The organism is Lentzea sp. NPDC055074 (genome assembly GCF_053608005.1).
Genome location: NZ_JBSGUQ010000027.1, coordinates 39,305 through 63,446, shown reverse-complemented (window position 1 = coordinate 63,446; position 24,142 = coordinate 39,305). Strand labels below are relative to the sequence as shown.

Below are 24,142 nucleotides of genomic sequence, written 5' to 3'. Positions count from 1 at the left end.
CGGGAAATTGCGATCACCCACCCGGACCAGCGGCTTTCCTCCTATTGAGGCATGCAACTGGCCGGTAATGACCTGTAGTGCTATGACCAATCACACGTTAGGCTGACCCGCGCAGGCCGTGGTTTCTGTGTTCGTGCTTCACACGCTCGCGGAACGACACGCGGGCGTGCGGTGCGCTCTCAGCGAGTTTGCCGAACGCCCCCGGGACGGCCGGGGTTGCACGGTGCAGCCCCAAGCTTTCCTGCGATGGAGGCAGGTACATGGCACAGGGCACTGTCAAGTGGTTCAACTCCGAGAAGGGCTTTGGTTTCATCGCCCAGGACAACGGCGGCGCTGACGTCTTCGTCCACTACTCGGAGATCCAGGGTCAGGGCTTCCGCACCCTGGAGGAGAACCAGCGAGTGGAGTTCGAGGTCGGCCAGGGCACCAAGGGTCCGCAGGCCCAGAACGTCCGCGCGGTCTGAAGTTCTGCAACAAGCCGCAAATTGAGCCGTACGTGAGAAGGACCCTCGACCGGGCTCGGTCGAGGGTCCTTCTTCGTTCGCTCTGGGAGTTAGTGGCCGCGCTGACGCGCTTCCCACTCCAGGCGCTGCATGACCCACTCCGTGGCGAGAGCCTGCGGGGAGGTCTGGCGCTCGGCAGCGAGTTCCTTGAGCTGCTCGTTGGCCATCAGCTGCAGCCGCAGCTGGTACACCTGCGCGTTGCCGAAGCCCGACGCGGTGGTCTCGTTGTCCGCGTCCGGGGCCAGTGCGGCCAGGTAAGAGGTCAGCTCCTCGTCGGGCGACGTCCCCGGCTCCTGCGGTGCGTCCGCAGGACGGTGACGGCCGGACTTGGAGCGTCCGAGGGATCCGATAGGCACCGGCACACGATAACGGCTCGGTCACGGAAGCCAAACCCCTGTGAGCCGGGTCACCCCAAGGTGTAAATGGCTCTACTCAGAGTGGATCTCCGTCAGGGCGCCGAGCACGCCACGCAAGCCGGGCACCACGCCACGCAATGCGGGCCAAGCGCCGCGCCACCCAAGCGGGCCGCCACGCCACCCAAGCCGGGCACCACGCAATGCGATGCCGGTAGACCTACGGGGGGGTCCGGGGGCTTGCCCCGGCTGGGCTCTGGGGGCTCGGCCCCCAGAGAACACCCGACTTCCCGCAAGCGGCGAGGCGCAAGCCGAGCAGCCTGCGAGAAGGGGAGGAGGCCCCCGCGCCAGGGGGAGGAACGCGGGGGCCGGAGGGGATCTCCACAGGCGCTGACCGGGGGTGTGTCAGCTTTTGGATTGTTGCATGCGCACGTGCTCGATGGGGAGAGTTCGGAACCAGATTCTCAAGCTGCCGATGCCCGGAAACCCCGCAGTCGCAAGCTGTTGGTAACAACGAACACGCTGCTGAACGCCATCGCGGCCCCCGCGATCATGGGGTTCAGCAGGCCGAGCGCCGCGAGCGGGAGTCCAGCGACGTTGTAGGCGAACGCCCAGAACAGGTTCCCCTTGATCGTGCTCAAAGTCTTGCGGGACAACCGAATCGCGTCGGCCGCCACGCGCAGGTCACCGCGCACCAGCGTCAGGTCGCTCGCCTCGATGGCGACGTCGGTGCCGGTTCCCATGGCCAGCCCCAGATCCGCGGCCGCGAGGGCCGGCGCGTCGTTCACACCGTCACCGACCATGGCCACGACTCGGCCCTGTGCCTGGAGATTCCGGACCGCTTCGACTTTGCCGGACGGCATCACGTCGGCGATGACCTCGTCGATGCCCACCTCGGCCGCGACCTCGGCGGCCACGGAGGCGTTGTCGCCGGTCAGCAACACCGGGCGCAATCCGAGCTGCTTCAGTTCCCGAATCGCTTGTGCGGACGTGGGTTTCACGACATCCGAGACGACGACGAGGCCGACAACCTTGTCATCAAAGGAAACCGCGACAACTGTCCGAGTTGTGTGGGCAACTGCGGCCTCGGTCAACTCCGGTGGCAGCGACACGGTGCGCATCCGGCCGACGACGACACGTCGACCTTCGACCGTTCCGCTGACCCCGACGCCGTCCGTGGACACGAAGTCCGACACCGGCGGCACCTCGTCGACGGCACGCACGATCGCGGCGCCGATCGGATGTTCGGACGCGTTCTCCACGGCTGCGGCGAAGCGCAGCACCTCGTCCCGGGACTCGCCGTCGGCGGGGACCACGTCGACGAGCGTCAGTCGTCCGGTCGTCACGGTGCCGGTCTTGTCCAGCACGACGGTGTCGACCCGGCGCGTCGACTCGAGCACCTCGGGGCCCTTCACCAGGATGCCGAGCTGGGCGCCGCGGCCGGTGCCCACGAGCAACGCCGTCGGCGTCGCGAGGCCCAGCGCGCAGGGGCAGGCGATCACGAGCACGGCCACCGCGGTCGTCACGGCGAACTCCAGCGGGCGTCCCGCCAGCAGCCACGCGCCGAACGACGCCAGCGCGATCAGCACGACGACCGGCACGAAGACCGACGACACCCTGTCCGCCAGGCGCTGCACCTCGGCCTTGCCGGCCTGGGCCTGCTCGACCATCCGCGCCATCCGCGCGAGCTGGGTGTCGGCGCCGACGGACGAGGCCTGGACGACCAGCCGGCCGCCCGCGTTGACCGTGCCGCCGACGACCTGGTCGCCCTCGCCGACCTCGACCGGGACGGACTCCCCGGTCACCATCGAGCGGTCCACAGCCGAACTGCCCTCGACCACTAGGCCGTCAGTGGCGATGCGCTCACCCGGACGGACCACGAACCGCTCGCCGGCCTTGATCTGACCGATCGGAACGCGGGTCTCCACGCCGTCGCGCAGCACCGCCACGTCCTTCGCGCCGAGCGCGAGAAGCGACCGCAGGGCCGCACCCGCGCTGCGCTTCGAACGGGCCTCCAGCCAGCGTCCGAGCAGCAGGAACACGGTCACGCCGACCGCGACCTCCAGGTAGATGTCACCGGAGGTCGTGGGGCGCGGCAGCAGGCTGAACTCGTGCCGCATGCCGATGACGCCGGCCTCGCCGAACACCAGCGCGTAGAGCGACCAGAGGTACGAGACCGTGACGCCCATCGACACGAGGGTGTCCATCGTGCTGGCGCCGTGCCGTGCGTTGACGGCGGCCGCACGGTGGAACGGCCAGCCGCACACCCACACGACCACGCTGGCCAGCGCCAGCGACACCCACTGCCAAGTGGGGAACTGCCACGCCGGGACCATCGAGAACGCGATCACCGGCACGCCGAGCGCCGCGGCGAGGGTGACCCTCAGCCGCAGTTCACCGGCCTCGTCCTGCTCGGGAGCCTCCGGCTGGGGCTCCTCCGCGTCGTACCCCGCCGCCCGCACGGTCGACACCAGGTCGTCCACTCGCAGGTTGTCCGGGAACTGGACGCTGGCCTTCTCGGTCGCGTAGTTCACGGTGGCGGAGACGCCGTCGAGCCTGTTCAGCTTGCGTTCGATGCGGTTCGCACAGGAGGCGCACGTCATGCCGCTGATGCTGAGCTCGACGTGACGAGGCTCGGTGGTGGTCATGCGACCTGGTACCCGGCCTCGGTCACGGCGGCGACGACCTCGGTGCGGTCGAGCTCGCGGTCGCTCGTCACGGTGACCGCGCCGGTCTCCAGGACGACGTCGACACCCGTGACACCGGAGACCTCGTTCAGCTCCTCGGTGACGGAGCTGACGCAGTGGCCGCAGGTCATGCCGGTGACGGTGTAGGTGGCGCTGACGGACATCGGAGCCCTTTCTCTCTTCGGAGCTCCGAGTCTATACCCCCCTGGGGTACGGGATCTACTGAGGACTCTCGGGTTTGGGCTGGTCCAGGTTCTGGAGGTCGCCCTCGATCTTGTTGACCAGCTCGTCGAGGCCCTCGAGCATCTTGTCGAGCTCGGCCATCCGCGAGCCGAACGCCGACTCGATGTCGGCGTCGATCGTGTTCAGGTTGATGCCGCTGAGCGCCTGGAAGATCGCTTCCTGCTCGGCCGCATTCGGTATCTCGGACGCGTTTTGGCCCTCTGCATCGGGGGAAGGCTCCGGCGTGGGGTCGGTCATCGGTCCATCATCCACTGGCCAGTTCTCCACCGGACACACCCGGCACCTGTACGGAAAGTAACGCTGGGTGGCGATGGAATCACTCTGCGGGGGGCTGCGGCCGTTGTCCCAGGTCGCTTAGCCTCGCGCCAACCTCAAGTCGGGGAGGGTGCTCATGAGCGGGTCACTGGAAGTGCGGAAGTTCCTGTTCACACAGGACGACGGCATGTCGCGACAGGGCGGGCCGAGCGTGCCGGCCCAGCGGAGCGGAGAACCCTCGCGGATCTCCGACGATCAGGTCCACCGGGCCAGGCTCGCGGTCGCGCGGAGCGCTCTGGGCGCCGAGGACTGCCGGATGCTGCTGGACATGCTCGGCCTGTCGCCGGGCGAGGACGGCGGGCTGCCACCGGCGCAACGGTGAGCGTCGTGCGTACGCGAAAGCGGCCCTGACTCCAGGCGCGCACCCCCCGGAGCGCGCCTGCAGAACAGGGCCGCATCTCGAAACATACCCACGGGTCTCTTTAGCGGCAACGGCTAACCTCTACCCATGCCCCAGCAGGACCGGGCGCACGCGACACGCGAGGCGATACTCCACGCCGCGGCGCAGGAGTTCGACCGGCTCGGCTACGAGCGCACGTCGCTGACCGCCGTGCTCGCGCGCGCCGGACTGACCAAGGGCGCGTTCTACTTCCACTTCCCCTCCAAGGAAGCGGTCGCCGACGCCCTGATCGAGCGGCAGAGCGAGTCGTGGGCGGGGCTGAGGGAGTCGTGGCGGCTGCGCGGCCTCGATCCGCTCAGCGCCCTGCACGGCATGTTCGCCGAGTCGGCCGACCGGATGGCCGCCGACGTGGTGCTGCGCGCCGGCGTGCGGCTCAACGCCGATCGCGAGGTCGGCTATCCGGGCGTCCCGAGCACGCACGTCATGTGGGAGAAGCTCGTCGCCGCCTACGTGTTCGAGGCGGCCGAACGCGGAGACCTGCTTCCCGGCGTTGATCCGGAGGCCGTCGCCCGGACGTTGTGCAGCGCGGCTCTCGGTTCGCGGTTGATCTCTTCGGCGACGACGGAGTGCGCGGACTTCCCCTCGCGGATCCGCGAGGTTCTGGGCCACGTGCTGCCCTGCGTCGCGTCTCCGGCGTGGAAGTTGTCTGGATCACAAACAGCGTCCGAACCGGCGTGACGGGCCCGAACGGCCCCGACCAGGCATTTGTTGATCTGGCCGATCCGGCCCTGGAGGGGGTTTGAGCAGGTCAACGCATAAGTGGGACCCCCGTTTTGGAGGTGCGCGGACTCATGGCATATGCTTACGATGCTTCCAGAGACCAGCTAGTCCCCATCATCTAGCGGCCTAGGATCCCGCCCTTTCAAGGCGGTCGCGCGGGTTCGAATCCCGTTGGGGGCACGCAGTAACATGCAGTACCTTGCATGCAGTACAGTACGACAAGCAAGAGCAAGGCCCAGTGGCGCAGTTGGTTAGCGCGTCGCCCTGTCACGGCGAAGGTCGCGGGTTCGAGTCCCGTCTGGGTCGCTTTTTCTTCTCATGGCCAGGTAGCTCAGTTGGTACGAGCGACCGCCTGAAAAGCGGTAGGTCGGCGGTTCGACCCCGCCCCTGGCCATACCTTCTTCGAAAGAAGCCCCGCAGAGTTTCTGCGGGGCTTCTTTCGTCATGCGGTGAAGGTGATTCGCGCGATCGCTTGATCGTCGTGCGTTTTGTAGCGGGGCCAACGCCGGTGTTCCGAATCACCGCGCTCTGCTTCGCGGATTCGGTCGAGCACTTCACCCAGTGGCAATTGCCTCAGGTCTTCCCAGTCGAAGAGTTCGTACTCGGCCACTCCACAGGAGACCCCGTCTGTGAGAGCGATCACACTCTCGGTCTCGTCGCGACGCCAGGTCGCCGTCAGTGCCTGGTGGCCGGCGGCGGGATCGGCCTCCGCGACCCAGTAGCCGCCGGGGGTGTTCTTCCAGCGGAGGATGTCGGGATCGGGCCGGAGGTCTTCGAGTCTGGTGTCCTCGAGTACTCGGGTGGACTGTCCGAACGCGACGACCGGGGTGTCGCACAGGACGAGCGCGTCGACGGTCTCCTCGTTCCAGCGCACGATCGACGCGGTCGCGGAGGGCGAGTCACCGAGGACGAGGTCGTGCTCCTCGACGAGGTTCGTGATGGCCAGGGCGAGGACGTCCGTCAGCGGGTCGGTGTCGTTGATCAGCCGGGCGAGCTCGTCGGCGAGCTTCGAGGCGTACCAGCCACCGTTGCGATCGGGAGGTCTGGTCCGCGACGTCACGCCGTCGAGCACCACGACGGCGTTCGGCAGGACCCTGATCCGATCCTCGGTGACCCGGCCCGGAGCCCCCTGCTCAGCGGTCTCGATCTTCACGCCGCCACCGTACGTGTCAACATTGGTTGACGGATGGCGTTTGTCAACGTACGTTGACATCATGACGGAAGCGACGGATCTCGCCACAGCGGCTGGGGATCGCGACCCGAAGGTCGGGTTGCGGGCCGTCAGCGCGTTGAGGCGACTGCTCGAACATCTGGAGGCGGCCCAGGTCCGCAGTGCGCGGGCCCAGGGCTGGTCGTGGCAGGACATCGCGGCGGAGCTCGGGGTGTCCCGCCAAGCGGTGCACAAGAAGCACGGGGGTCGATGATGATCGCGGAGCGGTTCACGAAGGAAGCCCGTGAGGCGGTCAAGGCCGCGGTGCGGGAGGCGGAACAGCTCCACGCCGCCGAGGTCGGTGTGGAGCACCTGATGCTGGCGTTGCTCGACGCGCCGGTGCTGGCCGGTTTCGACCTGCCGCGCGACGAGCTGGAGACGGCGTTCCGGGACTACCGGCGCAAGGGCGGGTTGACCAAGGCCGACGCGGAAGCGTTGCGGGGCTTGGGAATCGACGTCGACGCGGTGATCGAGTCGGCGGAGCAGTCCCTCGGCACGGGGGTGCTGCGGCCGGGGCCGCGCCGGCGGTGGTTCGGGATGCCGCTGGAGGCGGACTTCAAGAAGGCACTGGAGAACTCGCTGCGCGAGTCGCGCGACCTCGGCCACAACTACCTGGGTGTGGAGCACATCCTGCTGGCCCTGTTGCAGGGCAAGGGAATCGTGGCCGAGGTGCTGACGGAACGAGAGGCCACGTACGCGGAGATTCGCAAGCGGGCCGCGAGCGCTCGCGCCAGGTGAGCGCGGGCAGGAACAGCTGCGCGAGCGGTCCGATGCCGAGCGCGTAGAGGACCGTGCCGATGCCGACCGTGCCGCCGAGCAGCCAGCCGGTGCCGAGCACGATCAGTTCGAGCACGGTCCGGGTGAGCCGCAGGGAGATCCCCGTGCGGCGGCAGAACCCGGTGACCAGGCCGTCGCGCGGGCCCGGTCCGAGGCGGGAGCCGACGTACGCGGCGAACGCCACCGCGTTGAGGACGATGCCCAGCGTCAGGAACACGATCCTGGGCAGCAGTCCCTCCGGCGCGGGCAGGAACGAGAGCGTCACGTCGACGCTGACGGCGATGACCACGACGTTCGCGATCGTGCCGACACCGGGTTTCTGCCTGAGAGGGATCCACAGCAGCAGCACCAGCACGCCGGTGATGGCGGTGATCAGCCCGAAGCTCAGACCGGTCAGTTTCGTGAGGCCCTCGTGCAGCACGTCCCACGGGTTCAGGCCGAGAGTCGCGCGGATCTGCATCGCCATGCTCGCGCCGTAGAGCCACAGACCTGCGAAGAGTTGCGGGAGGCGACGGGCGGGAGAGATCCGGACGGAGACCTGGTGGAGTGCGGTCATGGAGGCCATGTGGCCATGTTGCGCCTCGATTGGCCTGGTAATCCATAGCCAATTCGGGATAATTGGCCTCATGCTTCCACCAGGTGGACGTATATCCGGAGCTCGACTGGCCCGACTGCTCGGTGAGTGGCGTCGTGGCGGGGCCCGGCAGTGTGCCGCCGATCTCGTCGCGGCACTGACACTGCTGGTCGCGGACGGGCGGCTGCCCGTCGGGACGCGGCTGCCGTCCGAGCGGGAGCTGACCGACGCGCTGCCCGTGAGCCGCACCACCATCACCGCCGCGCTGGACCAACTGCGGGCCGAGGGGGTCGTGGCGTCGCGGCGCGGGGCCGGGTCGTGGATCAACGGACCCGTCGGTGCCGGGGGTGGCATCACGGGCGCCGACGACACGTTGATCGACCTGTCCCGCGCCGCGCCGCCCGCGTTGCCGTCCGTGCGGCTCGCCATGGAGGTGGCGATGGGCCAGATGCCGGAGCACCTCGCGTCGCACGGGTACGACGAACGGGGTCTTCTGGTGCTGCGGCAGCGGATCGCCGACCGGTACGCGGCTCGGGGACTGCCGACCTCGCCGGACCAGATCGTGGTGACGTCCGGGGCTCAGCACGCGTGGGCGTTGGTGCTGCGGCTCTTCGTCGGGCCCGGCGACCGGGTGCTGGTGGAGCAGCCGAGCTACCCCAACGCGCTGGAGGCGGTGCGGGCGTCGTTCGGCATCCCGGTGCCCGTGCCGATGCTGGCGGACGGCTGGGACCTGGACGGGTTCGAGGCCGCGCTGCGGCAGGCGGGTCCCCGGCTGGCCTACCTGATCCCGGACTTCCAGAACCCGACCGGACTGCGGATGTCGTCCGAGTCGCGGGAGTCGCTTTCGGCCGTTCTGAGAAAAGCACGCACTCCGGTGGTCATCGACGAGACCTTGGTGGAGCTGGCGCTCGACTCGGCCGAGGCGCCGTTGCCGATGGCCGCGTTCGGCGGGCATTCGGTGGTGACGCTGGGATCCGCCAGCAAGTCGCACTGGGGTGGACTGCGGATCGGGTGGATCAGGGCGTCCGCGGACGTCGTGCACCGGCTGCTGTCGACGCGGGCGGCGATCGACCTCGGCACGCCGGTGTTCGAGCAGCTCGTGCTGGCCGCGTTGCTGGAGTCGCCGGAAAGCGTTCTGCGGCAACGGCGCGAGGAGGCCCTGGTGCAGCGGGACGTGGCGGTCGCGGCGTTGCGCGAACATTGTCCACAGTGGAGTTTCGACGTGCCGGCCGGTGGGCTCGGGGTGTGGTGCACGCTCGACGGGCCGGTGAGCACGCGCATCGCGGTGGTGGCGCAGAACCACGGCCTGCGGCTCGTCCCAGGTCCTCGGTTCGCGGTGCACGGCGGGTGCGAGCAAATGCTCCGAGTGCCGTACACGCAGTCACCCGAAGTGCTGCGTGAGGCGATAGCCCGTTTGGGTGTGGTGGCTGCATCCGTTGCGGGTACTGGATTTCCGGCGGGCGCCGACCTGTCCGTACCGGTCGCGTGACACACGTCGGCCCGGTCTCCCGCAGCGGTGGAGACCGGGCCGACGAACTTGCAACCGAGAGGCCTGCGGAGGGGGACGACCCAGGGATTGGCGTCCCCCGTCCGCAGGTTTCCCGTGTGGTCCGAGACTGCGGGGGCAGCGCGGCACTCGGACCAGACCCGACCTGCCAGGGCGCGGTTGGCAGGTCAGGAAGACTGGGTTCCTTGCGTACAACGGGAAATAAGAGGAGGAGTTACTGGCGCGACGGAACAGAACGGTCACAAATCGCGCAGAGGGCAGACTTGTCCTGTCGGACTCAGTCGGGTGACGTGGCGGGCAGGCCCGGAATGCTGCCGGGCGCAGTGCCGTCGCGACGCTCCTCGACCGACCACGTGGTGGGCGGGAAGAGCGAGTCGTGCGACGTCAGAACGGCGAGCACGCCGCGCGTGCCGCCGGAGTTGTCGGTGTGGCCGGACGACGCGGAGGCCGTCGCGATCACGACGGGCGCCTGCTGCGGTGCGGGCAGCGGCGCGTCCGGGCCGGGAGCGGACCAGTTGTAGTCGCTCGCGGGCGCGGGTTCGGACTTCACGGGAGCGGGCACCGGGAGGTCGGGCAGCAGCTGAACGACCTTCTTGGCCACCAGCACGGGTGCGGGTGGCGGAGGAGGAGGCGGCGGCGGGAGCTCGGCGGCGATCTTCGCCGCGATCTTGGCGGCGCGCACCGCGGCCTTGGCCTGGACGACCTCGGCCGGCGCCTGGTTCGTGACGGTGCCGGAGCGCGTGGTGCTGTTCGAGCCGCCGGTGAAGTCGAGGATCGGGCCCTCGTCGGGCTCCTCCTCCGGTTCTTCTTCCGGCCTGGTCACGACCGGCGGCGGGATGAGCTTCTCCGGCTGGTGCTTCTCGACGACCGACGCGGTGAAGGACTTCGCCCACCCGGCGGGATCCTCGAGCAGCTGCGGGGCCTCGGCCTCGGCCTCGGTGGTGATCTCGACGGCCGGCGGTTCCTCGGGACTGGCCGACGCGGTCGTGCCGCTCAGCAGCCAGGCGGCGGCGGTGAGCCCGCCGAGCGCAGCGGTCCGCAGCAGCAGTGCACGAACTCCACCACCTGCCACAGGATCACCACCCGTCCACCGTTTCGGGTCACCCTCAACGCACAGCGCCGTCGGAGGTCGACGTAGAGCTATGTCTAGCACCGGAGAGTGACTTCGTGAACCAACTCGGCGCGAAACACCCGGAAGGGCGGTCTCGTGCGGCTGTCCGTGTTGCCCTGATCAGGCATGAACACCGTCAGTGTCGTCATCGGATCGAGTGACTTTGCGCGTCGGTCCCCTGTGGACCGTGTCGCGGCGGGGGATGGTGTCCGATGTGGACGCGCCAAAGCAGGTCAACAGCCTCTCTGAGCTGGTCGATCACGCCTCTCGCGAGCTCGGCCCCGTAGTCGTGCACGACAGCGCGGGGCCAAACGAGTGCTTGGTCCGTTCGGGGGAACTAGTAGTGCTGCCAGCGGACGCACCCACTGTGCGCAAGCGTTTGCGAGGCGTCTACTCGCACGAGGAGATCGCTTCGGGTGCCATCCGCATGCATCTGAAGGCGTCCGAACGAGCGCGCGTCGTGGAGATCGCCGTGGAGGTGGGCGCCACGCCGAACCACGTCCACATCGCCTGCCCGATCATGATCGGCACCTCCCGTCCGGTGGTCGGCGAACGCATCCCCGAGTTGCTGGGCGAGGGCACGGTCGCGTTGCTCGACACCCCTCTCGAAGCCCCGCACGGCGCGTTGGTCGCCGGTGTCCTCCGCCACCACGGCGCCTCGGTGCGTCCGTTCCCCGTCCTGGGCGCCTCGGGGTTCGGCGACGACCTGACCCTCGCCGCCGCTCTGCGCGCGACCCGCGACCTGCCGGTGGTGCTGGTGGCGTCCGGCACGTACTCGTTCGACGACGAGTGCCCGCCCGTGCTGGCCTCGTGCGGCGGGAACGTGGTGGCCGCGGCGGGCAACGGCGGTTCCGCACGCCCGTGGTGGCCCGCTGCTCTGCCCGCGGTGACGGCGGTGGGCACCTCGGCCGCGTTCTCGGGCCGCGGTCCCTGGGTCGACGTGGTCGTGCCCGGTGTCGACGTGCCGGCCACGGTGGGGACGTCCCAGCAGTTGTGCACCGGCACCTCCTTCGCCGCGGCCCTTCACGCCGCGACCCTCGTGCCGGTGCCGTAGCAGCTGAAGCCGAGGTGGGCGACGGCCCTCGCCGCCTCCGCCGGGTGGTCGATCCCGCGGTGGACCTCCCGCATGGCCTCGCTGACCAGCGCGTCCGGTACCGGGAGGACGCTCGCGATCACAGCCCTGGTGCCGGCGTCGAGGAAGGCGCGGGCGAGGCCCGACTCGCAGGCCGACAGCACGACGGTGTCGGGCGGGTTCCGGATTCTCGCGATGTCGTAGCCGTAGAGCGGGCCGTCGCGCAGGTCGAGGTGGGAGAACAGCGGGTTGCCGGGGTGGACGTGCCCGTGCGCCGCTATGTGCACGACCCCGGCGCCTTCCAGCGACCTGAGCGTCTCCTCGACGGTGGGCTCGACGACGTCACCGCCGTGTTCTCGTTGGAGCGCGGTCACTTCCCTGCCCACGTTCGGCCCGTTGATCCAGACTCGGCGGCCGCGGTGACCGGCCGGACGCCAGTGCCTCGTCGACGGGACGACGTGGACGCGGCGGCCGAGCGCGGCCCACGGCATCTCGTGGAGCACGCCGTCCGGGATCACGACGACCTCCTCCGCGTCCGGCAGGAGATCCGTCACGACAGCGCGTCCGGCCCGCAACGCGAGCCTGGCGGTGCTGACGAGTGCGGCCGGCTCGGGGACCGTGCGCATGCCGGCACGCCCGTCGATCAGGGTGACCGCCTTCATCTGTCCTTCGTGGACGATGAAGCTGACCAACGGAAGTCCCGGGGGCGTGGTGACGTCGTGGCGGGTTCTGGTGCCGGCGGCCAGGGTCAGCCTCCGCACGTCGCGTTCCAGTGCTTCCAGCGGCAGCCCGAACGCCCTCGCCCCGCGCAGGCTCGTGAGCGCGTTCATGAGGTCAGGTTCGTTGGGAGGCAACGGAACCGACGCCCGGTGGTGCTCGGACCAGTGCAGCACCTCGCGCGCGGTTCTGGCGAGCCCGAGCGCGTGCCCGGTCAGCTCGCGGCGCGGCCAGTCGCCGTGGTGTTCGTCGAGCAGCTTGAGCCCGGCCCGGCACGCGGCGAGCGCACCTCGGCGATCCGACCGCCGTGCCTGCGCGAGCCACCCGAGTGCCCGCGTCTGCACAGGTCCGCGAAACCTGTGCGCCGCAACGGCGTCGAGCTTCCCGGCGGCCAGCATGAACTCGACGTCCGGCCCGCCGAGTCGCCGCGCGGGCTCGGGATCGCCGTCCCGCAGGGCACAGCGGGCACTCAGCACGGCCAGCTCCGGTACGTGCCTGTTGCAGCGCCGCAACAGTTCCATCGCGGGAGCCAGCACCGAGCGCGCCTCCGCCGTCAGTCCGGCGGCGAGCAGCGCCTCGGCCCGGTCGACGAGAGCCTCGGGCCTGCTGGCCGAGTCCAGACCGTTCTTCGCGGCCTCTTCGTACCGGCGCAGCGCGAGCGGCAGGTCGCCGGCGAGCATCGCGACGAACCCCTTGTTGTGCAGGCACATCGCCGCCCTGCCCGGCTCGCCCAGCGCCCGCAGCACCGTCTCCGCCGCGGTGAAGTCGGCTTCCGCCCGGGAGAGCTCGAGCGCGGAGCACCGTGCGATCCCGCGCCCGATGAGCGCGTTGGCCAGCCAGCGTTCGTCGCCGTGCCGGCGCAGGTCCTTGATGACCGCGGTGAGTTCGGCGATGGCCAGCCGAGGTTCTGTCGCGCAGAGGTGCAGCCCGCGCAGGCACCGCGCCCGCCCCAGGTCCCTGCCGCGCAGCCCGGGCGTGGCGAGGTCGAGGTGCTGAAGGCTCTGCCTGCGGCGCCCGCGATCCAGGTCGATCCACGCGAGCGTGAGGTGGAACCGGGCCTCGCCGGTGAGCCGCAGCCCGCGCCGCGCGAACCGGGCGGCGACGTCGAGGTGGCCGAGCTCCACGTGGGCGACGCTGAGGTCGTGCAGGGCGTCGGCGCGCTGGGCCGGGGTGCCGCGGACCTCGGTCGTGGCGATGGTGGCCCGAGGATCGGCGCTGGCGCTCATGCGACGAACCAGCCCGTCGTCGCGCCGAGCGCGGGCACCGTCACGCAGATCGGGCCCGGCCTGACGCTCGTGCGGAACCAGCCTTCGGCGTCGGGCCGCAGCGCTTGGACGCAGGACGGGGAGTGCACCTCGACGGCGAGGCTGTCGTCCATGACGCCGGTCAGCCGGCCCGCGTCGACCTGCAGGTGCAGGCGGCCGGTGCCGAGGTGGAACACGAGCTGGTGGGAGGAACCGCGGACCGGTTCTCGGACGGCCTCCATGAGATCGAGGCCGGTCGGGCGCGGGGTCAGGACGGGCGGTGGGGTGTCCGAGCGGAGCAGGTCGGCGATCTCGTCGAGCAGTGAGTCCCTCATCGCGCACCTCCGAGGTCGGGCAGGCTGTGGACAACGGGCTGAGGCCGGGTCTCAGCGCAGTTCAGGAGGGTGGCCGCCAGGCCGTCGGCGGTGAGCCGGGGCGGGCCGTCGGTGCGGTCCGGCCGGCCGGCCGGCAGCGTCAGGAGGGCGTCCCTCATCGCAGGCCCTCCACCTTCCGTCGCAGGTCAGCGAGGCAACGGCTGCGCGTGGAGCCAACGCTCCCCACCTTCATCCCCAGGGCGTCGGCAACCTGTGCATAACTCAGTTCGGGGCTGTGGGCGGCGATCCTCAGCAGGCGCTGGCAGCGCTCGGTCAAGGTCGTCAGCGCGGACCACAGCCGGCGCTGCCGATCGTTGGTGATGGCGACCTCGTCCGGGGCCGGCAGGACGGAGGCCGGCTCCCACAGGTCGTACGAGACCTCACGGCCGCGGGTGCGCAGGACCGCCAGCGACTGGTGAGTGGCGGTACGGACCAGCCACGTGCCGATGCGCTCCGGTTCTCGAATGCGGGTCAGGTGTTCTGCCAGGCAGAGCCACGTGCACTGGTAGACGTCGGCGGCGTCGGCCTGGCTCAGGCGGAACGATCTGGGCACCGACCAGACGAGGCGGGAGTAGCGGTCGACGAGGGCGTCCCAGCCCGAGAGGCCGGAACGCCACGCCACGAGAAGCTCTGTGTTCGAGTCCATGCCATTTGGAGTCGAACTCCGGTGAGGAGGCTCCAAGCCTCACCCGAAAGTGGGTTGTCCACAGTTGTGGAGAAACTCATCCACACCTGTGGACAACTACAGCTTGTGGAGCCTTTCCACGGCTTCGTCGATCACGGCGTCCTGCTTGCAGAACGCGAAGCGGATCAGGTGCTTCCACTGGTCCGGGCGGTCGGTGAACACCTGGACGGGCACGGCCGCGACGCCGATCTTCGCCGGCAGGTCGCGGCACAGGGCCAGGCCGTCCTCGTAGCCCAGGGGCCGGACGTCGGCGCAGATGAAGTACGTGCCCTCGGACGACCGCACCTCGAAGCCGGCGGCACGCAGACCCTCGGCCAGACGGGCGCGCTTCGACGCCAGCGAGTCGCGCAGCGACGTGACCCAGTCCAGTTCGGCGGTCAGCGCGTGGGCGACGGCTGGCTGGAACGGGGCGCCGCCGACGAAGGTCATGAACTGCTTGGCCGCGCGCACCGCGCCGACCAGTTCGGCGGGGCCGCAGACCCAGCCGATCTTCCATCCCGTGCAGTTGAACGTCTTGCCCGCGCCGGAGATCGACAACGTCCGCGACGCCATGCCGGGCAGCGAGGCCAGCGGGATGTGGACGAGCCCGTCGAACACCAGGTGCTCGTAGACCTCGTCGGTGATCGCCAGCAGGTCGTGCTCGACGCACAGGGCGGCGATCGCTTGGAGCTCCTCCAAGCGGAACACCGTGCCGGTCGGGTTGTGCGGGGTGTTGACCAGGATGGCCCGCGTCCGGGGCGTGACGGCGGCGCGGAGGGCGTCCACGTCCAGCGCGAGGCGGCCGGACTCGTCCTCGCGCAGGCCGACGGTCACCCGCGTCGCACCCGCCATGGCGACGGAGGCGGCGTACGAGTCGTAGTACGGCTCGATGAGGATCACTTCGTCGCCGGCCTCGACCAGCGCCAGCAGCGAGGCCGCGATGGCCTCGGTGGCGCCGACGGTCACCAGGACCTCGGTGTCGGGGTCGTACGAGAGCCCGTACCGCGAGCGGTGGGCGGCGACGGCGCGGCGCAGCACCGGCATGCCGGGACCCGGCGGGTACTGGTTCACGCCCGACGCGATCGCCGACTGGGCCGCCGCGAGCATCGACGACGGACCGTCGGTGTCGGGGAAGCCCTGACCGAGGTTGACGGCGTCGTGCCGCACGGCCAGCGCCGTCATCTCCGCGAAGATGGTCGACGTGAACGGCTGCAACCGAGGAACTAGCGCTGGTACCCGCACAACGCAGGATCTTCACGGACAATGGTGTCGTGGAGCAACTGACCGTCGCTGACCAGCAGAAGCGCACCGACCTGCGCAAGATGAAGCTCGTCGCGACGAGCTTCCTGATAGGCGCGACGGTGATCTTCTTCGCCACCCACGCCTTCGAGGGCGCCTGGGTCGGCTACGTGCGGGCCGCCGCGGAGGCCGGCATGGTCGGCGCGCTCGCGGACTGGTTCGCCGTCACGGCGCTCTTCCGCAGGCCACTGGGCCTGCCGATCCCGCACACCGCGATCATCCCCGAGCGCAAGAACATGTTCGGCCAGACGCTCGGTGACTTCGTCGGCGTCAACTTCCTGAGCCCCGAGATCGTGCAGGACAAGCTGCGCCGGGCGGGCATCGCGGAACGGGCCGGGGCCTGGGTCAAGCAGCCCGAGAACGCCGAACGGATCACCAACGAGCTCTCGAACGTCCTCAAGGGCGCGATCACGGTCCTCAAGGACGAGGAGGTCCAGGCCGTCGTCGAGCAGGCGATCGTCAAACGGGTCACCGTGAAGCCGTGGGGGCCGCCGCTCGGCAAGCTGCTCGGGCAGGTCCTGACCGACGGCGCGCACCACAAGCTCGTCGACCTCATGTGCGACCGCGCCTACGAGTGGGTGCGCGACAACTCCGACAAGGTCAGCCTGATCGTCACGGACCGCGCGCCCACGTGGTCGCCCAAGTTCGTCGACGCGCTGCTCGGCGACAAGGTCTACACCGAGCTCGTCAACTTCGCGTGGGCGGTCAAGACCGACGTCAACCACCCGATGCGGCTCGCGGTCGACCAGTTCATGATCGAGTTCGCCACCGACATGCAGAGCGACCCGGTCACGATGCAGAAGGCCGAGCAGGTCAAGCAGCAGGTGATCAACCACCCGGACGTGCAGAAGGTGATCAGCTCGGCCTGGGGCACGGCCAAGAAGATGCTGATCGACGCCGCCGAGGACCCGTCCAGCGAGCTCCGCAAGCGCGTCACGCAGGGGCTGATCACGCTCGGCACCAACCTCACCGACGACCCGGAGCTGCGCGCCAAGGTCGACGGCTGGCTGGAGCAGGCCGCCGGGTACGTCGTCGGCAACTACCGCGCGGAGATCACCACGCTGATCACGGACACGGTCGAGCGCTGGGACGCCGAGGAGACCTCGCGCAAGATCGAACTGCAGGTCGGCAGGGACCTGCAGTTCATCCGGATCAACGGCACCGTGGTCGGCGCGCTCGCCGGCCTGGTGATCTACACCGTGGCCAACGTGCTGTTCTGAGGCGGGTTCTGGGCTCGTGTTCGTTTTCGGAACGTGCGGGCCTTCTCGCGGTTCCCGCAGACCTGCATCGAGCACCAGGTGCGCGAGCGGTTGCGCGAGCGGTCGAAGAACGCACGCAGGCAGTCGTCGGCCGGACAGATCTTGAAGCGTTCCCACGAACCGAGCACGGCGAGGCGGGCCGAGGCGGCGAGCACCGCGCCGAGCGCGTCCGAGCTCGACAGCACCGGGACGCCGTCGGTGAGCTCGATGTGGACGACGCCCGCTGCCGTCTGCGGCCCTGAGGACCCCTCGATGGACGACCTCAGCGCCGCACGAGCGGCGCGCGCCTGCGCGATTTCACTGCTCCGCCCGAGGCCGCGCTCGGTCACCCATGCGCGCCAGGAGGCTTCACTGTCCAGTACGTGTCGAGTGTTCAGGAAGTCGAGCAGCAGCTCGACGTCGTGATCCCAGCCGACAGTCAGACCAGTCACCCCACCACTGTAGGCGCCACGGCGGTTGCCCGTCAGGGCATCCGATGAATACACCGGGTGTATACCTCGTGTGTATAGTGCTCCTCATGTCGATCGGACACGCACTGTTGGGCCTGCTAGAAGGCGGTCCAAGGCATGGTTACGACCTGAAGCGCGCCTATGACGAGCGTTTCGGCCAGGACCGGCCGTTGCACTACGGACAGGTGTATTCGACCCTGTCGAGGTTGTTGAAGAACGGCCTCGTGAGCGAGGCGGGCGTGGAGGCGGGCGACGGTCCGGAGCGCAAGCGCTACGCGATCACGGACGCCGGAGTCACTGATGTGGAGCGCTGGCTCGGCACGCCGGAGAAACCCGACCCGTATCTGCAGAACACGCTCTTCACGAAGGTCGTGCTGGCCCTGCTGTCCGGCCGCAGCGCGTCCGGCGTGCTCGACACTCAACGCTCCGCGCACCTCACGACGATGCGCGAACTGACCAGGCGCAAGGCGGACGGCGACCTCGCCGACCAGCTCATCTGCGACTTCGCCCTGTTCCACCTCGAAGCGGACCTGCGGTGGCTCGAGCTCACCGCCGCCCGCGTGGACAAGCTCGCCGAGGAGGTGGCCCGATGACGTCCCTGTTGACAGCTGAGGGCCTGCACAAGTCGTTCGGGAAGACGAGCGCGCTGGACGGCGCCGGCATCGCGATCCGCGAGGGCGAGGTCGTCGCGATCATGGGCCCATCCGGGTCCGGCAAGTCCACGCTGCTGCACTGCCTCGCGGGCATCATGCCGCCGGACTCCGGCACGGTCACCTACCGCGGCCGCGACCTGACCGCGATGAACGACAGCACCCGCAGTGAGCTGCGGCGGACCGAGTTCGGGTTCGTCTTCCAGTTCGGCCAGCTCGTGCCGGAGCTGACGTGTCTGGAGAACGTCGCGCTCCCGCTGCGCCTGAGCGGCATGAAGCGCAAGGACGCCGAACGGGCCGCGAAGGAGTGGATGTCCCGCCTGGAGGTCGACACCGTCGCCGACCAGCGACCGGGCGAGACCTCCGGTGGCCAGGGGCAACGCGTCGCGGTCGCCCGTGCGCTGGTCACGGCGCCGAAGGTGGTCTTCGCCGACGAACCGACCGGCGCGCTCGACTCGCTCAACGGCGAACGGGTCATGCACCTGCTCACGACCGCGGCCAGGGAGACCGGCGCGGCGGTCGTGCTCGTCACGCACGAGCCGCGGGTCGCCGCGTACTCGGACCGCGAGGTCGTGGTGCGCGACGGCCGTTCGCGGGACGTGGAGTTCGTCAGGTGAAGCGGGTGTTGAGCGACCTCGCCCTGGGAGTCCGGCTGGCTGTCGGGGGCAGCCGGAAGTCCTGGGTGAGGCTCGCGCTCCAAGGGGCCGGCATCGGCATGTGCGTGGCGGTGCTGCTGCTCGCCGCGTCGATTCCGACCGCATTCGGCAACCGCAACGAGCGCTCGAACGACCGTGCCGTCGTCACGAAGGGCACCGGTGCCGCGCCGCTGCTGGTGGAGGAGTCGTCGGTCGCGTTCCGCTCCGACTACGTCGTCGGCGCCTACGTGCGCGTTCTCGCGCCCGACGCGCCCAAGCCGCCCGGTGTGGACAGGCTGCCGGCCGACGGCGAGGTCGTCGTGTCACCGAGGCTCGGGGCGCTGCTCGCGAGTCCGGAAGGCGAGCTGCTGCGGCCGAGGTTCCCGCAGAAGGTCATCGGCACGTTCGCGCTCGAAGGCTTGGACGGCCCGCAGGACCTGCGGTTCCTCGCCGGTGACGCCGGGATCGCGCCGAACGACGGCAACGAGGTCCACGGCTTCGGGCGGGAGGGGCGTGGCGGTGGGCTGCCGACGATCCTGCTGATGCTGAGCATCGTCGCGGCGGTCGTGCTGTTGTTCCCGGTGCTGGTGTTCGTCAGCGTCTCGGCCAGGCTCGCCGCGGCCCAGCGCGATCGCAGGCTGGCGGCGTTGCGGCTGGTCGGAGCGGGCGCGAACCGGGTGCGGCTGATCGCGTCCGGGGAAGCGCTGGCGGGAGCGGTGCTGGGGCTCGCGGTCGGGTTCGGGCTGCTGTTCGCGCTGCGGCCGTTCGTGGACGACATTCCGCTCGCCGAGATCGCGGTGTTCCCGAGCGACGTCACGCCGACGTGGGCGTTGACGCTCGTCGTGGTGGTTTCGGTGCCGGCGCTGGCCGTGCTGGCCTCGGTGTTCGCCATGCGCCGGACGATCATCGAACCGCTCGGCGTGGTCCGCGAGCAGAAGCCGGTGAAGCGCAGGCTGTGGTGGCGGGTCGTGCCCGCCCTGGCCGGCGCGGCACTGCTGGCGAGCCAGTTCGGCAGGCTCGGCGAGACCGAGAAGCCCGCCGCGTGGCCGATCGTCGCCGGCGTCGTGCTGCTGATGTTCGCCATCCCGGTGCTGCTGCCGTGGCTGGTCGAACAGGTCGCCTACCGGCTGCGCGGCGCCACGCCCGCGTTGCAGCTGGCCGTGCGCCGGTTGCAGCTCGACGCGGGCACGGCGGCGCGGGTCGTCGGCGGCGTGGCGGTGGTGCTCGCCGGTGTGGTCACGCTGCAGGTGATGCTCGCGGGCGTCGAGAAGGAGGTGACGGAGGAGAACCGCCGGGAGGCGAGCTACAACTACCTCTCGGTCTCCGTGCACGAGAGCACGCCGCTGCCCGACCTGCCGGGGCTCCTGGCCGGGACTCGGGGCGTCATCGGCGTCCACACCATGACGCGCTCTTACGGGGTCCTGCCCGGCGGCGACCACACGATCATCGGCATCGGGACGTGCACGGCGCTCCAGTCGACGGGGCGCTTCGCGGACTGCGCCGACGGCAAGGCGTACGTCGTGCCGGAGGCCTCCGTCGCCAACGGCGATCCGAAAGCCGGCGACGAGCTCGAGCTGGAGGACACCGAGACCACCTGGACGGTCCCCGCGGTCGAACCGGCGGGCGGTACCCGTCCCGGCCTCTACCTCACGCCCGCCGCGGCCAAGGGGCTCAGCCTCACCAGGGGCACCACCGAGGTCCAGGCCGAGCTGGACGCGGCGATGCCGGACGTCGCGGAGCACGTGCGCAACGCCATCGCGCCCTACTCCTGGCGGGTCCACGCCTACTACGTGGGTCAGAACGACTCCAGCGAGATCACGCAGGTCTTCTTCGTGATGCGCAGGGCGCTCTACGCCGCCGCGTTGCTCACGTTGCTGCTCGCCGGGGCGTCGCTGCTGGTAGTGGGGTTGGAGCAGGTGCGGGAACGCCGCCGTCCACTCGCGGCCATGGCGGCCGGCGGGGTGCCGCGCGGCACGCTCGCCCTGTCGCTGGTGTGGCAGAACGCGATCCCGCTGGTGATCTCCACCGTGGTGTCGGTGGGCACCGGCCTCCTGCTCGGAGTGCTGGTCACGCGGGTGTTCGACGCCGAGGTCGCCTTCGACTGGGCGGGTATCGGCGTCGTCACCGGCATCGCGGTCGGACTGGTCGTGCTGGTCACTGCTCTGACGTTGCCTTCGCTGAGAAGGGCGACCGGAGCACTGGGCCTGCGGACCGAGTGATCACCTCGTGCTCTGCCAGGCGGTCCTGCACCAGTCCGTGACGGAACTGGTAGCAGGCTCCCGCCCGGCAGAGCACGCCGAGCTTGCGGGAGTCCTCCAGGAAGACCATCAGCTCCCAGGGCAGTTTTCCGCGCAGTGCCAGCCAGATCCGCGCGACGGTGAACCACCACCAGCGCAGGTGCAGCACGGCCAGCGCGAAGCCGAGCATCAGCCCGGACGCGAGTCCCAGCCCGACCATGCCGGTCTGGCCGGGGCCGAACACCAGTGCCGCGGCCGAGCCGAAGACCACGGCCAGCACCAGAGATCCGGTCCACACGGCGATCCGGTCGCGCGCCATCGTCCACAGAGGACTGGAGGCCTGTGAGAGCTCCGCCGCGCTCGACAATGCGAACCGCAGCGCGATCGCCACGGCCATGCCGAGGCCGACCACGAGTCCGGCCGAGAGTCCGTACAGGGCACCGAAGACGAGTCCGGCGGCGAGTCCGAGCACGCCGGGCACGAGCAGCAGGCTGCGCGCGATCCCCAGGCGTGGCCTGGCTTTCCGCTCGTGCGAGGCGGTCAGGGCCGCCGCGCCGACGCCGATGCCCGCCACCAGACCGGTGATCGGGGCGAGCGACGGTGTGATCGAGTACGCCATCAGCCAGCCGACGCCGAACCCGCCGATCGCGCCCAGCACCAGTGCGCCGAGCAGCGCGAGCCACGTGTTGCCGACCGAGCGGCGCAGCTCCCACCAGGCCAGTTCGCGGATGCCCCTGTCCCGCATCTCGTGCGCGAGGAACTCGAGCCACTTGCGGGCGCGGTCGCGGGGCCAGACCTGCGTCGCCTTGGCGTGGTGCGCGAACGCCCTGTTGCCGAACGCCCGCGACACCAGCTCGTCGCAGAGGTGGTCGGAGATCGCCCGCGCGTCCGGGAAACGACCGCGGTCGAGCAGTTCGGTCGGCTCGGCCTCGGCGTCCGCGTAGACCATGCTCGCGAGCCACATGGTGAGCGGCGTCGACAACGCGTCCGCGAGCCTGCCGTCCGGTTCCTCGCGCAGCTGGATGAACACCGGCTCCCAGCGCGCGGCACCCCAGCTGTCGGCGCTCGCCCGCAGGTAGGCGGCGACCTCGTCCAGGTCGAGCGGGGCCAGTTCGACGACGTCCGCGCCCGGCAGCGGACCGGCGAGGCGCACGGCGGACGCGAACTCGTCCGTGCGGCACGTCAGCACCATCGGCCGGTTCGCGGGGAACGCCTTGGCGATCCGCGAGAGCGCGTCCGCGCGCTGGTGGGCGGGGACGTCGTCGAGGCCGTCGAGCACGGGCAGCACCAGGTGCTGCTCGATCAGCAGGTCGCCGGCGTAGCTGCCGTACAGCTCGGTGTTGCGCAGCGCCGGATGGTCCTCGTACAGCCTGCGCGTGAGCCACGTGCGGATGTCCTCGACCGCCGGGTTCCACGTCGACAGGGGCAGCAGGACCGGCACCATGCCGCCGTCGTAGCGGTCGAGCAGGCCGCACGTCAGCAGCATCGCCACCGTCGACTTGCCGGTGCCGGCCTCACCGATGATCACCATGCGCCGGTTGATCTGCCGTTCGAACGCGCCCACGACCGCGTCGCTGCGTCCGGGAGGGGCGTCGGGCTCGTCGCTCACGTCGAGCTCGGGCGCGATCCAGTGCAGTTCGAGCACGTCGGGGTCGACGAGGCCGCGCGAACGGACCTCCTCGTTCCACTGCGCCTGCAGGCCGACGGCGAGCGCCCGGCACGCGGCGTCGAGGTGCTCGTCAGTGCTCAGCGCGGCGTTGTGCCTGCGCCGGACCCACGGGTCGAGCAGCGCCAGCAAGCCCAGGAACGCCACCGCGAGCACGATCAGCCACAGGTGCGGGTTGATGCCGTGGTCGGACGCGATCAGTCCGGCGGCGGTGAGCACCGCGGTCAGCACGCAGCCGGTCAGCAACGCCTGCTGACGGAATCTGGACATGCGTCGAATCATGACGCACCGCATCCACCCGGGGTCGATTCAGTGACCCGTGTCGTGACGTTCGTTTGTTGATCACAGATGCCAGCTCAGATCGCCCAGTGTGAGGTGCTGACCGTCGGGCCCGATCGTGACGCCGAACTGGCTGCGGCGGGGTTTGCCCAGGTCATGCCACGTGATCAGCGCGTCCTCCGCGATGTCCCACAGCCGGCGCGGGCCGCCCTGGTCGACGTGCGTGCCGCGGTGGTGCACCCAGGATCCGTCCGAATGGCCCAGCCGGTTGGGTCCCGCGACGACGTCCGGCAGGGCGATGCCCGCGAAGAACTCGAACGGGCTGGCCGGGTCGAGCACCGTCGCGAACTCGACCGTCGTGGTGCGACGGTCGAACGTCTCCGTTCCCTTCAACGCCGGAGGACGGGCGTGAGCGCGCAACGGCATGAAGCGCCCGTCCTCGTTGAGCACGCGCCCTTCGCCGGTGCCGTCACCGTTCGAGACGATCCGCACCAGCCCGGCGCCGATGGGGCGGTGCAGCGTCGTGACCACCAGGCCGCCGGGCCTCGTCTGCTCCAGCCAGGCGGGTGGGACGGTCGCGACGGAGCAGGTCGCGAGCAAGCGGTCGTACGGTGCGCGCTCCGGGTGACCGAGCGCGCCGTCGCCCATCACACAGGTGGGGTGGAAACCGTTGCGGTGCAGACGTTCGCGCGCTCGTGCGGAGATGTGCGGGTCGACGTCGATCGTCGTCACGTTGCCCGCACCGGCCGCGTGGCAGAGCAAAGCCGCGTTGTAGCCCGTGCCGGTGCCGACCTCGAGCACCGTCTGTCCGGTGTGGACGTCCAGCGCCTCCAGCATGATCGCCATGATCGTGGGCATGCTCGACGAGCAGGTCGGTGTGCCGCCGGTCACCGTGTCGTCGCCGTCGAACTGGGTAACCCAGACGCGGTCGGCGTAGACCAGCGCGAGCCAGCCGGGGTCGCCCGCGGTGATCCGCTCCCAGTCGCCGCTGTGCAGCTGACGGTAGAAGTGCGGCAGGAACTCGTGCCGCGGGACGGTGCTGAAAGCCTTGTGCCACTTGGAATCGCGCAGGACACCATCACCGAGCAGGTGGTCCGCCAGCTCGGCGCGCAACACCACGGCGTCATCCATGTCACTCCCACGGTATCCCTGTGGCGGAGCACACGCAGCGATTGCTAGCAGAGTGCTTGCAACTGC

Annotated in this window: 25 protein-coding genes, 3 tRNA genes and 1 pseudogene; 14 read left to right on the top strand and 15 right to left on the bottom strand. The window is 69.9% G+C overall.

Annotated elements, in window-relative coordinates; genetic code table 11:
* The first annotated feature begins 260 nt into the window (after positions 1-260).
* Entirely contained in the window at positions 261-464 is a 204-nt protein-coding gene (locus ACWF7A_RS40185) for a cold-shock protein (RefSeq protein ID WP_030477903.1), read from the top strand.
* A gap of 89 nt (positions 465-553) precedes the next feature.
* On the opposite strand, the gene ACWF7A_RS40180 is transcribed toward ACWF7A_RS40185, so the two are convergent.
* From ACWF7A_RS40180 to ACWF7A_RS40165, 4 genes are all read right to left on the bottom strand, one after another.
* The gene (locus ACWF7A_RS40180; protein ID WP_452255741.1) at positions 554-859 is read right to left on the bottom strand and encodes a hypothetical protein; all 306 of its coding nucleotides are present in this window, start codon (positions 857-859) and stop codon (positions 554-556) included.
* 461 nt (positions 860-1,320) lie between these two features.
* The gene (locus ACWF7A_RS40175; protein ID WP_452255740.1) at positions 1,321-3,504 is read right to left on the bottom strand and encodes a heavy metal translocating P-type ATPase; all 2,184 of its coding nucleotides are present in this window, start codon (positions 3,502-3,504) and stop codon (positions 1,321-1,323) included.
* A complete protein-coding gene (locus ACWF7A_RS40170) occupies positions 3,501-3,707 on the bottom strand; it encodes a heavy-metal-associated domain-containing protein (RefSeq protein WP_452255739.1) in 207 nt (68 codons plus the stop codon). Before ACWF7A_RS40170 ends, ACWF7A_RS40175 begins: the two co-directional genes overlap by 4 nt.
* A 55-nt stretch (positions 3,708-3,762) precedes the next feature.
* Positions 3,763-4,023, bottom strand: a complete 261-nt coding sequence (locus ACWF7A_RS40165) for a hypothetical protein (protein ID WP_452255738.1) — start codon at positions 4,021-4,023, stop codon at positions 3,763-3,765.
* A gap of 154 nt (positions 4,024-4,177) precedes the next feature.
* On the opposite strand from ACWF7A_RS40165, the gene ACWF7A_RS40160 reads away from it, so the two are divergent.
* The 5 genes from ACWF7A_RS40160 (at position 4,178) to ACWF7A_RS40140 (ending at position 5,615) form a co-directional block, all read left to right on the top strand.
* The gene (locus ACWF7A_RS40160; RefSeq protein WP_452255737.1) at positions 4,178-4,423 is read left to right on the top strand and encodes a hypothetical protein; all 246 of its coding nucleotides are present in this window, start codon (positions 4,178-4,180) and stop codon (positions 4,421-4,423) included.
* Between the two features lie 126 nt (positions 4,424-4,549).
* A complete protein-coding gene (locus ACWF7A_RS40155) occupies positions 4,550-5,179 on the top strand; it encodes a ScbR family autoregulator-binding transcription factor (RefSeq protein ID WP_452255736.1) in 630 nt (209 codons plus the stop codon).
* Positions 5,180-5,328: 149 nt separating this feature from the next.
* Positions 5,329-5,401: transfer RNA gene (locus tag ACWF7A_RS40150), tRNA-Glu, on the top strand.
* 52 nt (positions 5,402-5,453) lie between these two features.
* A tRNA-Asp gene (locus ACWF7A_RS40145) sits at positions 5,454-5,527 on the top strand.
* Positions 5,528-5,541: 14 nt separating this feature from the next.
* Positions 5,542-5,615 (top strand) — tRNA-Phe (locus ACWF7A_RS40140).
* A 48-nt stretch (positions 5,616-5,663) separates the two neighbouring features.
* On the opposite strand, the gene ACWF7A_RS40135 is transcribed toward ACWF7A_RS40140, so the two are convergent.
* Positions 5,664-6,374, bottom strand: coding sequence for a hypothetical protein (locus ACWF7A_RS40135; protein ID WP_452255735.1), 711 nt, complete (start codon positions 6,372-6,374; stop codon positions 5,664-5,666).
* Between the two features lie 61 nt (positions 6,375-6,435).
* Between ACWF7A_RS40135 and ACWF7A_RS40130 the strand changes: the two genes are divergently transcribed.
* Positions 6,436-6,645 carry a helix-turn-helix domain-containing protein gene (locus tag ACWF7A_RS40130; RefSeq protein WP_030473166.1) on the top strand — a complete coding sequence of 70 codons (210 nt, stop codon included), beginning with the start codon at positions 6,436-6,438 and terminating at the stop codon, positions 6,643-6,645.
* Positions 6,642-7,169 (top strand): Clp protease N-terminal domain-containing protein, encoded by a 528-nt coding sequence (locus ACWF7A_RS40125; protein ID WP_452255734.1) that lies wholly within the window; start codon positions 6,642-6,644, stop codon positions 7,167-7,169. The genes ACWF7A_RS40130 and ACWF7A_RS40125 overlap by 4 nt, the downstream gene beginning before the upstream one ends.
* Positions 7,170-7,233: 64 nt before the next feature.
* On the opposite strand, the pseudogene ACWF7A_RS40120 reads toward ACWF7A_RS40125, so the two are convergent.
* A pseudogene (locus ACWF7A_RS40120) lies at positions 7,234-7,668 on the bottom strand (YczE/YyaS/YitT family protein); the annotation flags it as partial.
* A 166-nt stretch (positions 7,669-7,834) separates the two neighbouring features.
* Between ACWF7A_RS40120 and yczR the strand changes: the two are divergent.
* Positions 7,835-9,271 carry a MocR-like transcription factor YczR gene (gene yczR, locus ACWF7A_RS40115; protein ID WP_452255733.1) on the top strand — a complete coding sequence of 479 codons (1,437 nt, stop codon included), beginning with the start codon at positions 7,835-7,837 and terminating at the stop codon, positions 9,269-9,271.
* A gap of 295 nt (positions 9,272-9,566) precedes the next feature.
* Here the strand turns inward: yczR and ACWF7A_RS40110 are convergent, their stop codons facing one another.
* On the bottom strand, positions 9,567-10,361 hold the full coding sequence (locus ACWF7A_RS40110; RefSeq protein WP_452255732.1) for a hypothetical protein: 795 nt from the start codon (positions 10,359-10,361) through the stop codon (positions 9,567-9,569).
* 406 nt (positions 10,362-10,767) lie between these two features.
* Between ACWF7A_RS40110 and ACWF7A_RS40105 the strand changes: the two genes are divergently transcribed.
* A complete protein-coding gene (locus ACWF7A_RS40105) occupies positions 10,768-11,454 on the top strand; it encodes a hypothetical protein (protein WP_452255731.1) in 687 nt (228 codons plus the stop codon).
* On the opposite strand, the gene ACWF7A_RS40100 is transcribed toward ACWF7A_RS40105, so the two are convergent.
* The 5 genes from ACWF7A_RS40100 to ACWF7A_RS40080 form a co-directional block, all read right to left on the bottom strand.
* The gene (locus ACWF7A_RS40100) at positions 11,424-13,415 is read right to left on the bottom strand and encodes a CHAT domain-containing protein (RefSeq protein WP_452255730.1); all 1,992 of its coding nucleotides are present in this window, start codon (positions 13,413-13,415) and stop codon (positions 11,424-11,426) included. The genes ACWF7A_RS40105 and ACWF7A_RS40100 overlap by 31 nt on opposite strands.
* Complete coding sequence (locus ACWF7A_RS40095) at positions 13,412-13,768, bottom strand: hypothetical protein (protein WP_452255729.1); 357 nt, start codon at positions 13,766-13,768, stop codon at positions 13,412-13,414. The genes ACWF7A_RS40100 and ACWF7A_RS40095 overlap by 4 nt, the downstream gene beginning before the upstream one ends.
* Positions 13,765-13,926, bottom strand: a complete 162-nt coding sequence (locus ACWF7A_RS40090) for a hypothetical protein (RefSeq protein WP_452255728.1) — start codon at positions 13,924-13,926, stop codon at positions 13,765-13,767. The genes ACWF7A_RS40095 and ACWF7A_RS40090 overlap by 4 nt, the downstream gene beginning before the upstream one ends.
* Positions 13,923-14,453 (bottom strand): RNA polymerase sigma factor, encoded by a 531-nt coding sequence (locus ACWF7A_RS40085; RefSeq protein ID WP_452255727.1) that lies wholly within the window; start codon positions 14,451-14,453, stop codon positions 13,923-13,925. Before ACWF7A_RS40085 ends, ACWF7A_RS40090 begins: the two co-directional genes overlap by 4 nt.
* A gap of 96 nt (positions 14,454-14,549) precedes the next feature.
* Positions 14,550-15,713, bottom strand: a complete 1,164-nt coding sequence (locus ACWF7A_RS40080; RefSeq protein ID WP_452255726.1) for a pyridoxal phosphate-dependent aminotransferase — start codon at positions 15,711-15,713, stop codon at positions 14,550-14,552.
* A gap of 80 nt (positions 15,714-15,793) precedes the next feature.
* Between ACWF7A_RS40080 and ACWF7A_RS40075 the strand changes: the two genes are divergently transcribed.
* The gene (locus ACWF7A_RS40075) at positions 15,794-16,990 is read left to right on the top strand and encodes a DUF445 domain-containing protein (RefSeq protein WP_452255791.1); all 1,197 of its coding nucleotides are present in this window, start codon (positions 15,794-15,796) and stop codon (positions 16,988-16,990) included.
* Here ACWF7A_RS40075 and ACWF7A_RS40070 read toward each other — a convergent pair.
* Positions 16,963-17,460 (bottom strand): CGNR zinc finger domain-containing protein, encoded by a 498-nt coding sequence (locus ACWF7A_RS40070; protein WP_245822736.1) that lies wholly within the window; start codon positions 17,458-17,460, stop codon positions 16,963-16,965. The genes ACWF7A_RS40075 and ACWF7A_RS40070 overlap by 28 nt on opposite strands.
* An 86-nt stretch (positions 17,461-17,546) precedes the next feature.
* Here ACWF7A_RS40070 and ACWF7A_RS40065 point away from each other — a divergent pair, with 86 nt between their 5' ends.
* Genes ACWF7A_RS40065 through ACWF7A_RS40055 form a run of 3 tightly spaced genes read left to right on the top strand, consistent with a single transcriptional unit; the run spans position 17,547 to position 20,982 of the window.
* Positions 17,547-18,071 (top strand): PadR family transcriptional regulator, encoded by a 525-nt coding sequence (locus ACWF7A_RS40065; RefSeq protein WP_452255725.1) that lies wholly within the window; start codon positions 17,547-17,549, stop codon positions 18,069-18,071.
* Positions 18,068-18,745, top strand: coding sequence for an ABC transporter ATP-binding protein (locus ACWF7A_RS40060; protein WP_452255724.1), 678 nt, complete (start codon positions 18,068-18,070; stop codon positions 18,743-18,745). The genes ACWF7A_RS40065 and ACWF7A_RS40060 overlap by 4 nt, the downstream gene beginning before the upstream one ends.
* On the top strand, positions 18,742-20,982 hold the full coding sequence (locus tag ACWF7A_RS40055; protein ID WP_452255723.1) for an FtsX-like permease family protein: 2,241 nt from the start codon (positions 18,742-18,744) through the stop codon (positions 20,980-20,982). The genes ACWF7A_RS40060 and ACWF7A_RS40055 overlap by 4 nt, the downstream gene beginning before the upstream one ends.
* Here the strand turns inward: ACWF7A_RS40055 and ACWF7A_RS40050 are convergent.
* The gene (locus tag ACWF7A_RS40050; RefSeq protein ID WP_452255722.1) at positions 20,918-22,936 is read right to left on the bottom strand and encodes an NACHT domain-containing protein; all 2,019 of its coding nucleotides are present in this window, start codon (positions 22,934-22,936) and stop codon (positions 20,918-20,920) included. The genes ACWF7A_RS40055 and ACWF7A_RS40050 overlap by 65 nt on opposite strands.
* 72 nt (positions 22,937-23,008) lie before the next feature.
* On the bottom strand, positions 23,009-24,076 hold the full coding sequence (locus ACWF7A_RS40045; RefSeq protein ID WP_452255721.1) for a methyltransferase domain-containing protein: 1,068 nt from the start codon (positions 24,074-24,076) through the stop codon (positions 23,009-23,011).
* Between the last annotated feature and the right edge of the window lie 66 nt (positions 24,077-24,142).

Coding starts and splice junctions, on each gene's coding strand:
- ACWF7A_RS40185 (WP_030477903.1), top strand. CDS start 261: ATGGCACAGGGCACTGTCAAGTGGTTCAACTCCGAGAAGGGCTTTGGT.
- ACWF7A_RS40175 (WP_452255740.1), bottom strand. CDS start 3,504: ATGACCACCACCGAGCCTCGTCACGTCGAGCTCAGCATCAGCGGCATG.
- ACWF7A_RS40170 (WP_452255739.1), bottom strand. CDS start 3,707: ATGTCCGTCAGCGCCACCTACACCGTCACCGGCATGACCTGCGGCCAC.
- ACWF7A_RS40165 (WP_452255738.1), bottom strand. CDS start 4,023: ATGACCGACCCCACGCCGGAGCCTTCCCCCGATGCAGAGGGCCAAAAC.
- ACWF7A_RS40160 (WP_452255737.1), top strand. CDS start 4,178: ATGAGCGGGTCACTGGAAGTGCGGAAGTTCCTGTTCACACAGGACGAC.
- ACWF7A_RS40155 (WP_452255736.1), top strand. CDS start 4,550: ATGCCCCAGCAGGACCGGGCGCACGCGACACGCGAGGCGATACTCCAC.
- ACWF7A_RS40130 (WP_030473166.1), top strand. CDS start 6,436: ATGACGGAAGCGACGGATCTCGCCACAGCGGCTGGGGATCGCGACCCG.
- ACWF7A_RS40125 (WP_452255734.1), top strand. CDS start 6,642: ATGATGATCGCGGAGCGGTTCACGAAGGAAGCCCGTGAGGCGGTCAAG.
- yczR (WP_452255733.1), top strand. CDS start 7,835: ATGCTTCCACCAGGTGGACGTATATCCGGAGCTCGACTGGCCCGACTG.
- ACWF7A_RS40100 (WP_452255730.1), bottom strand. CDS start 13,415: ATGAGCGCCAGCGCCGATCCTCGGGCCACCATCGCCACGACCGAGGTC.
- ACWF7A_RS40095 (WP_452255729.1), bottom strand. CDS start 13,768: ATGAGGGACTCACTGCTCGACGAGATCGCCGACCTGCTCCGCTCGGAC.
- ACWF7A_RS40090 (WP_452255728.1), bottom strand. CDS start 13,926: ATGAGGGACGCCCTCCTGACGCTGCCGGCCGGCCGGCCGGACCGCACC.
- ACWF7A_RS40085 (WP_452255727.1), bottom strand. CDS start 14,453: ATGGACTCGAACACAGAGCTTCTCGTGGCGTGGCGTTCCGGCCTCTCG.
- ACWF7A_RS40075 (WP_452255791.1), top strand. CDS start 15,794: ATGAAGCTCGTCGCGACGAGCTTCCTGATAGGCGCGACGGTGATCTTC.
- ACWF7A_RS40065 (WP_452255725.1), top strand. CDS start 17,547: ATGTCGATCGGACACGCACTGTTGGGCCTGCTAGAAGGCGGTCCAAGG.
- ACWF7A_RS40060 (WP_452255724.1), top strand. CDS start 18,068: ATGACGTCCCTGTTGACAGCTGAGGGCCTGCACAAGTCGTTCGGGAAG.
- ACWF7A_RS40050 (WP_452255722.1), bottom strand. CDS start 22,936: ATGTCCAGATTCCGTCAGCAGGCGTTGCTGACCGGCTGCGTGCTGACC.
- ACWF7A_RS40045 (WP_452255721.1), bottom strand. CDS start 24,076: ATGGATGACGCCGTGGTGTTGCGCGCCGAGCTGGCGGACCACCTGCTC.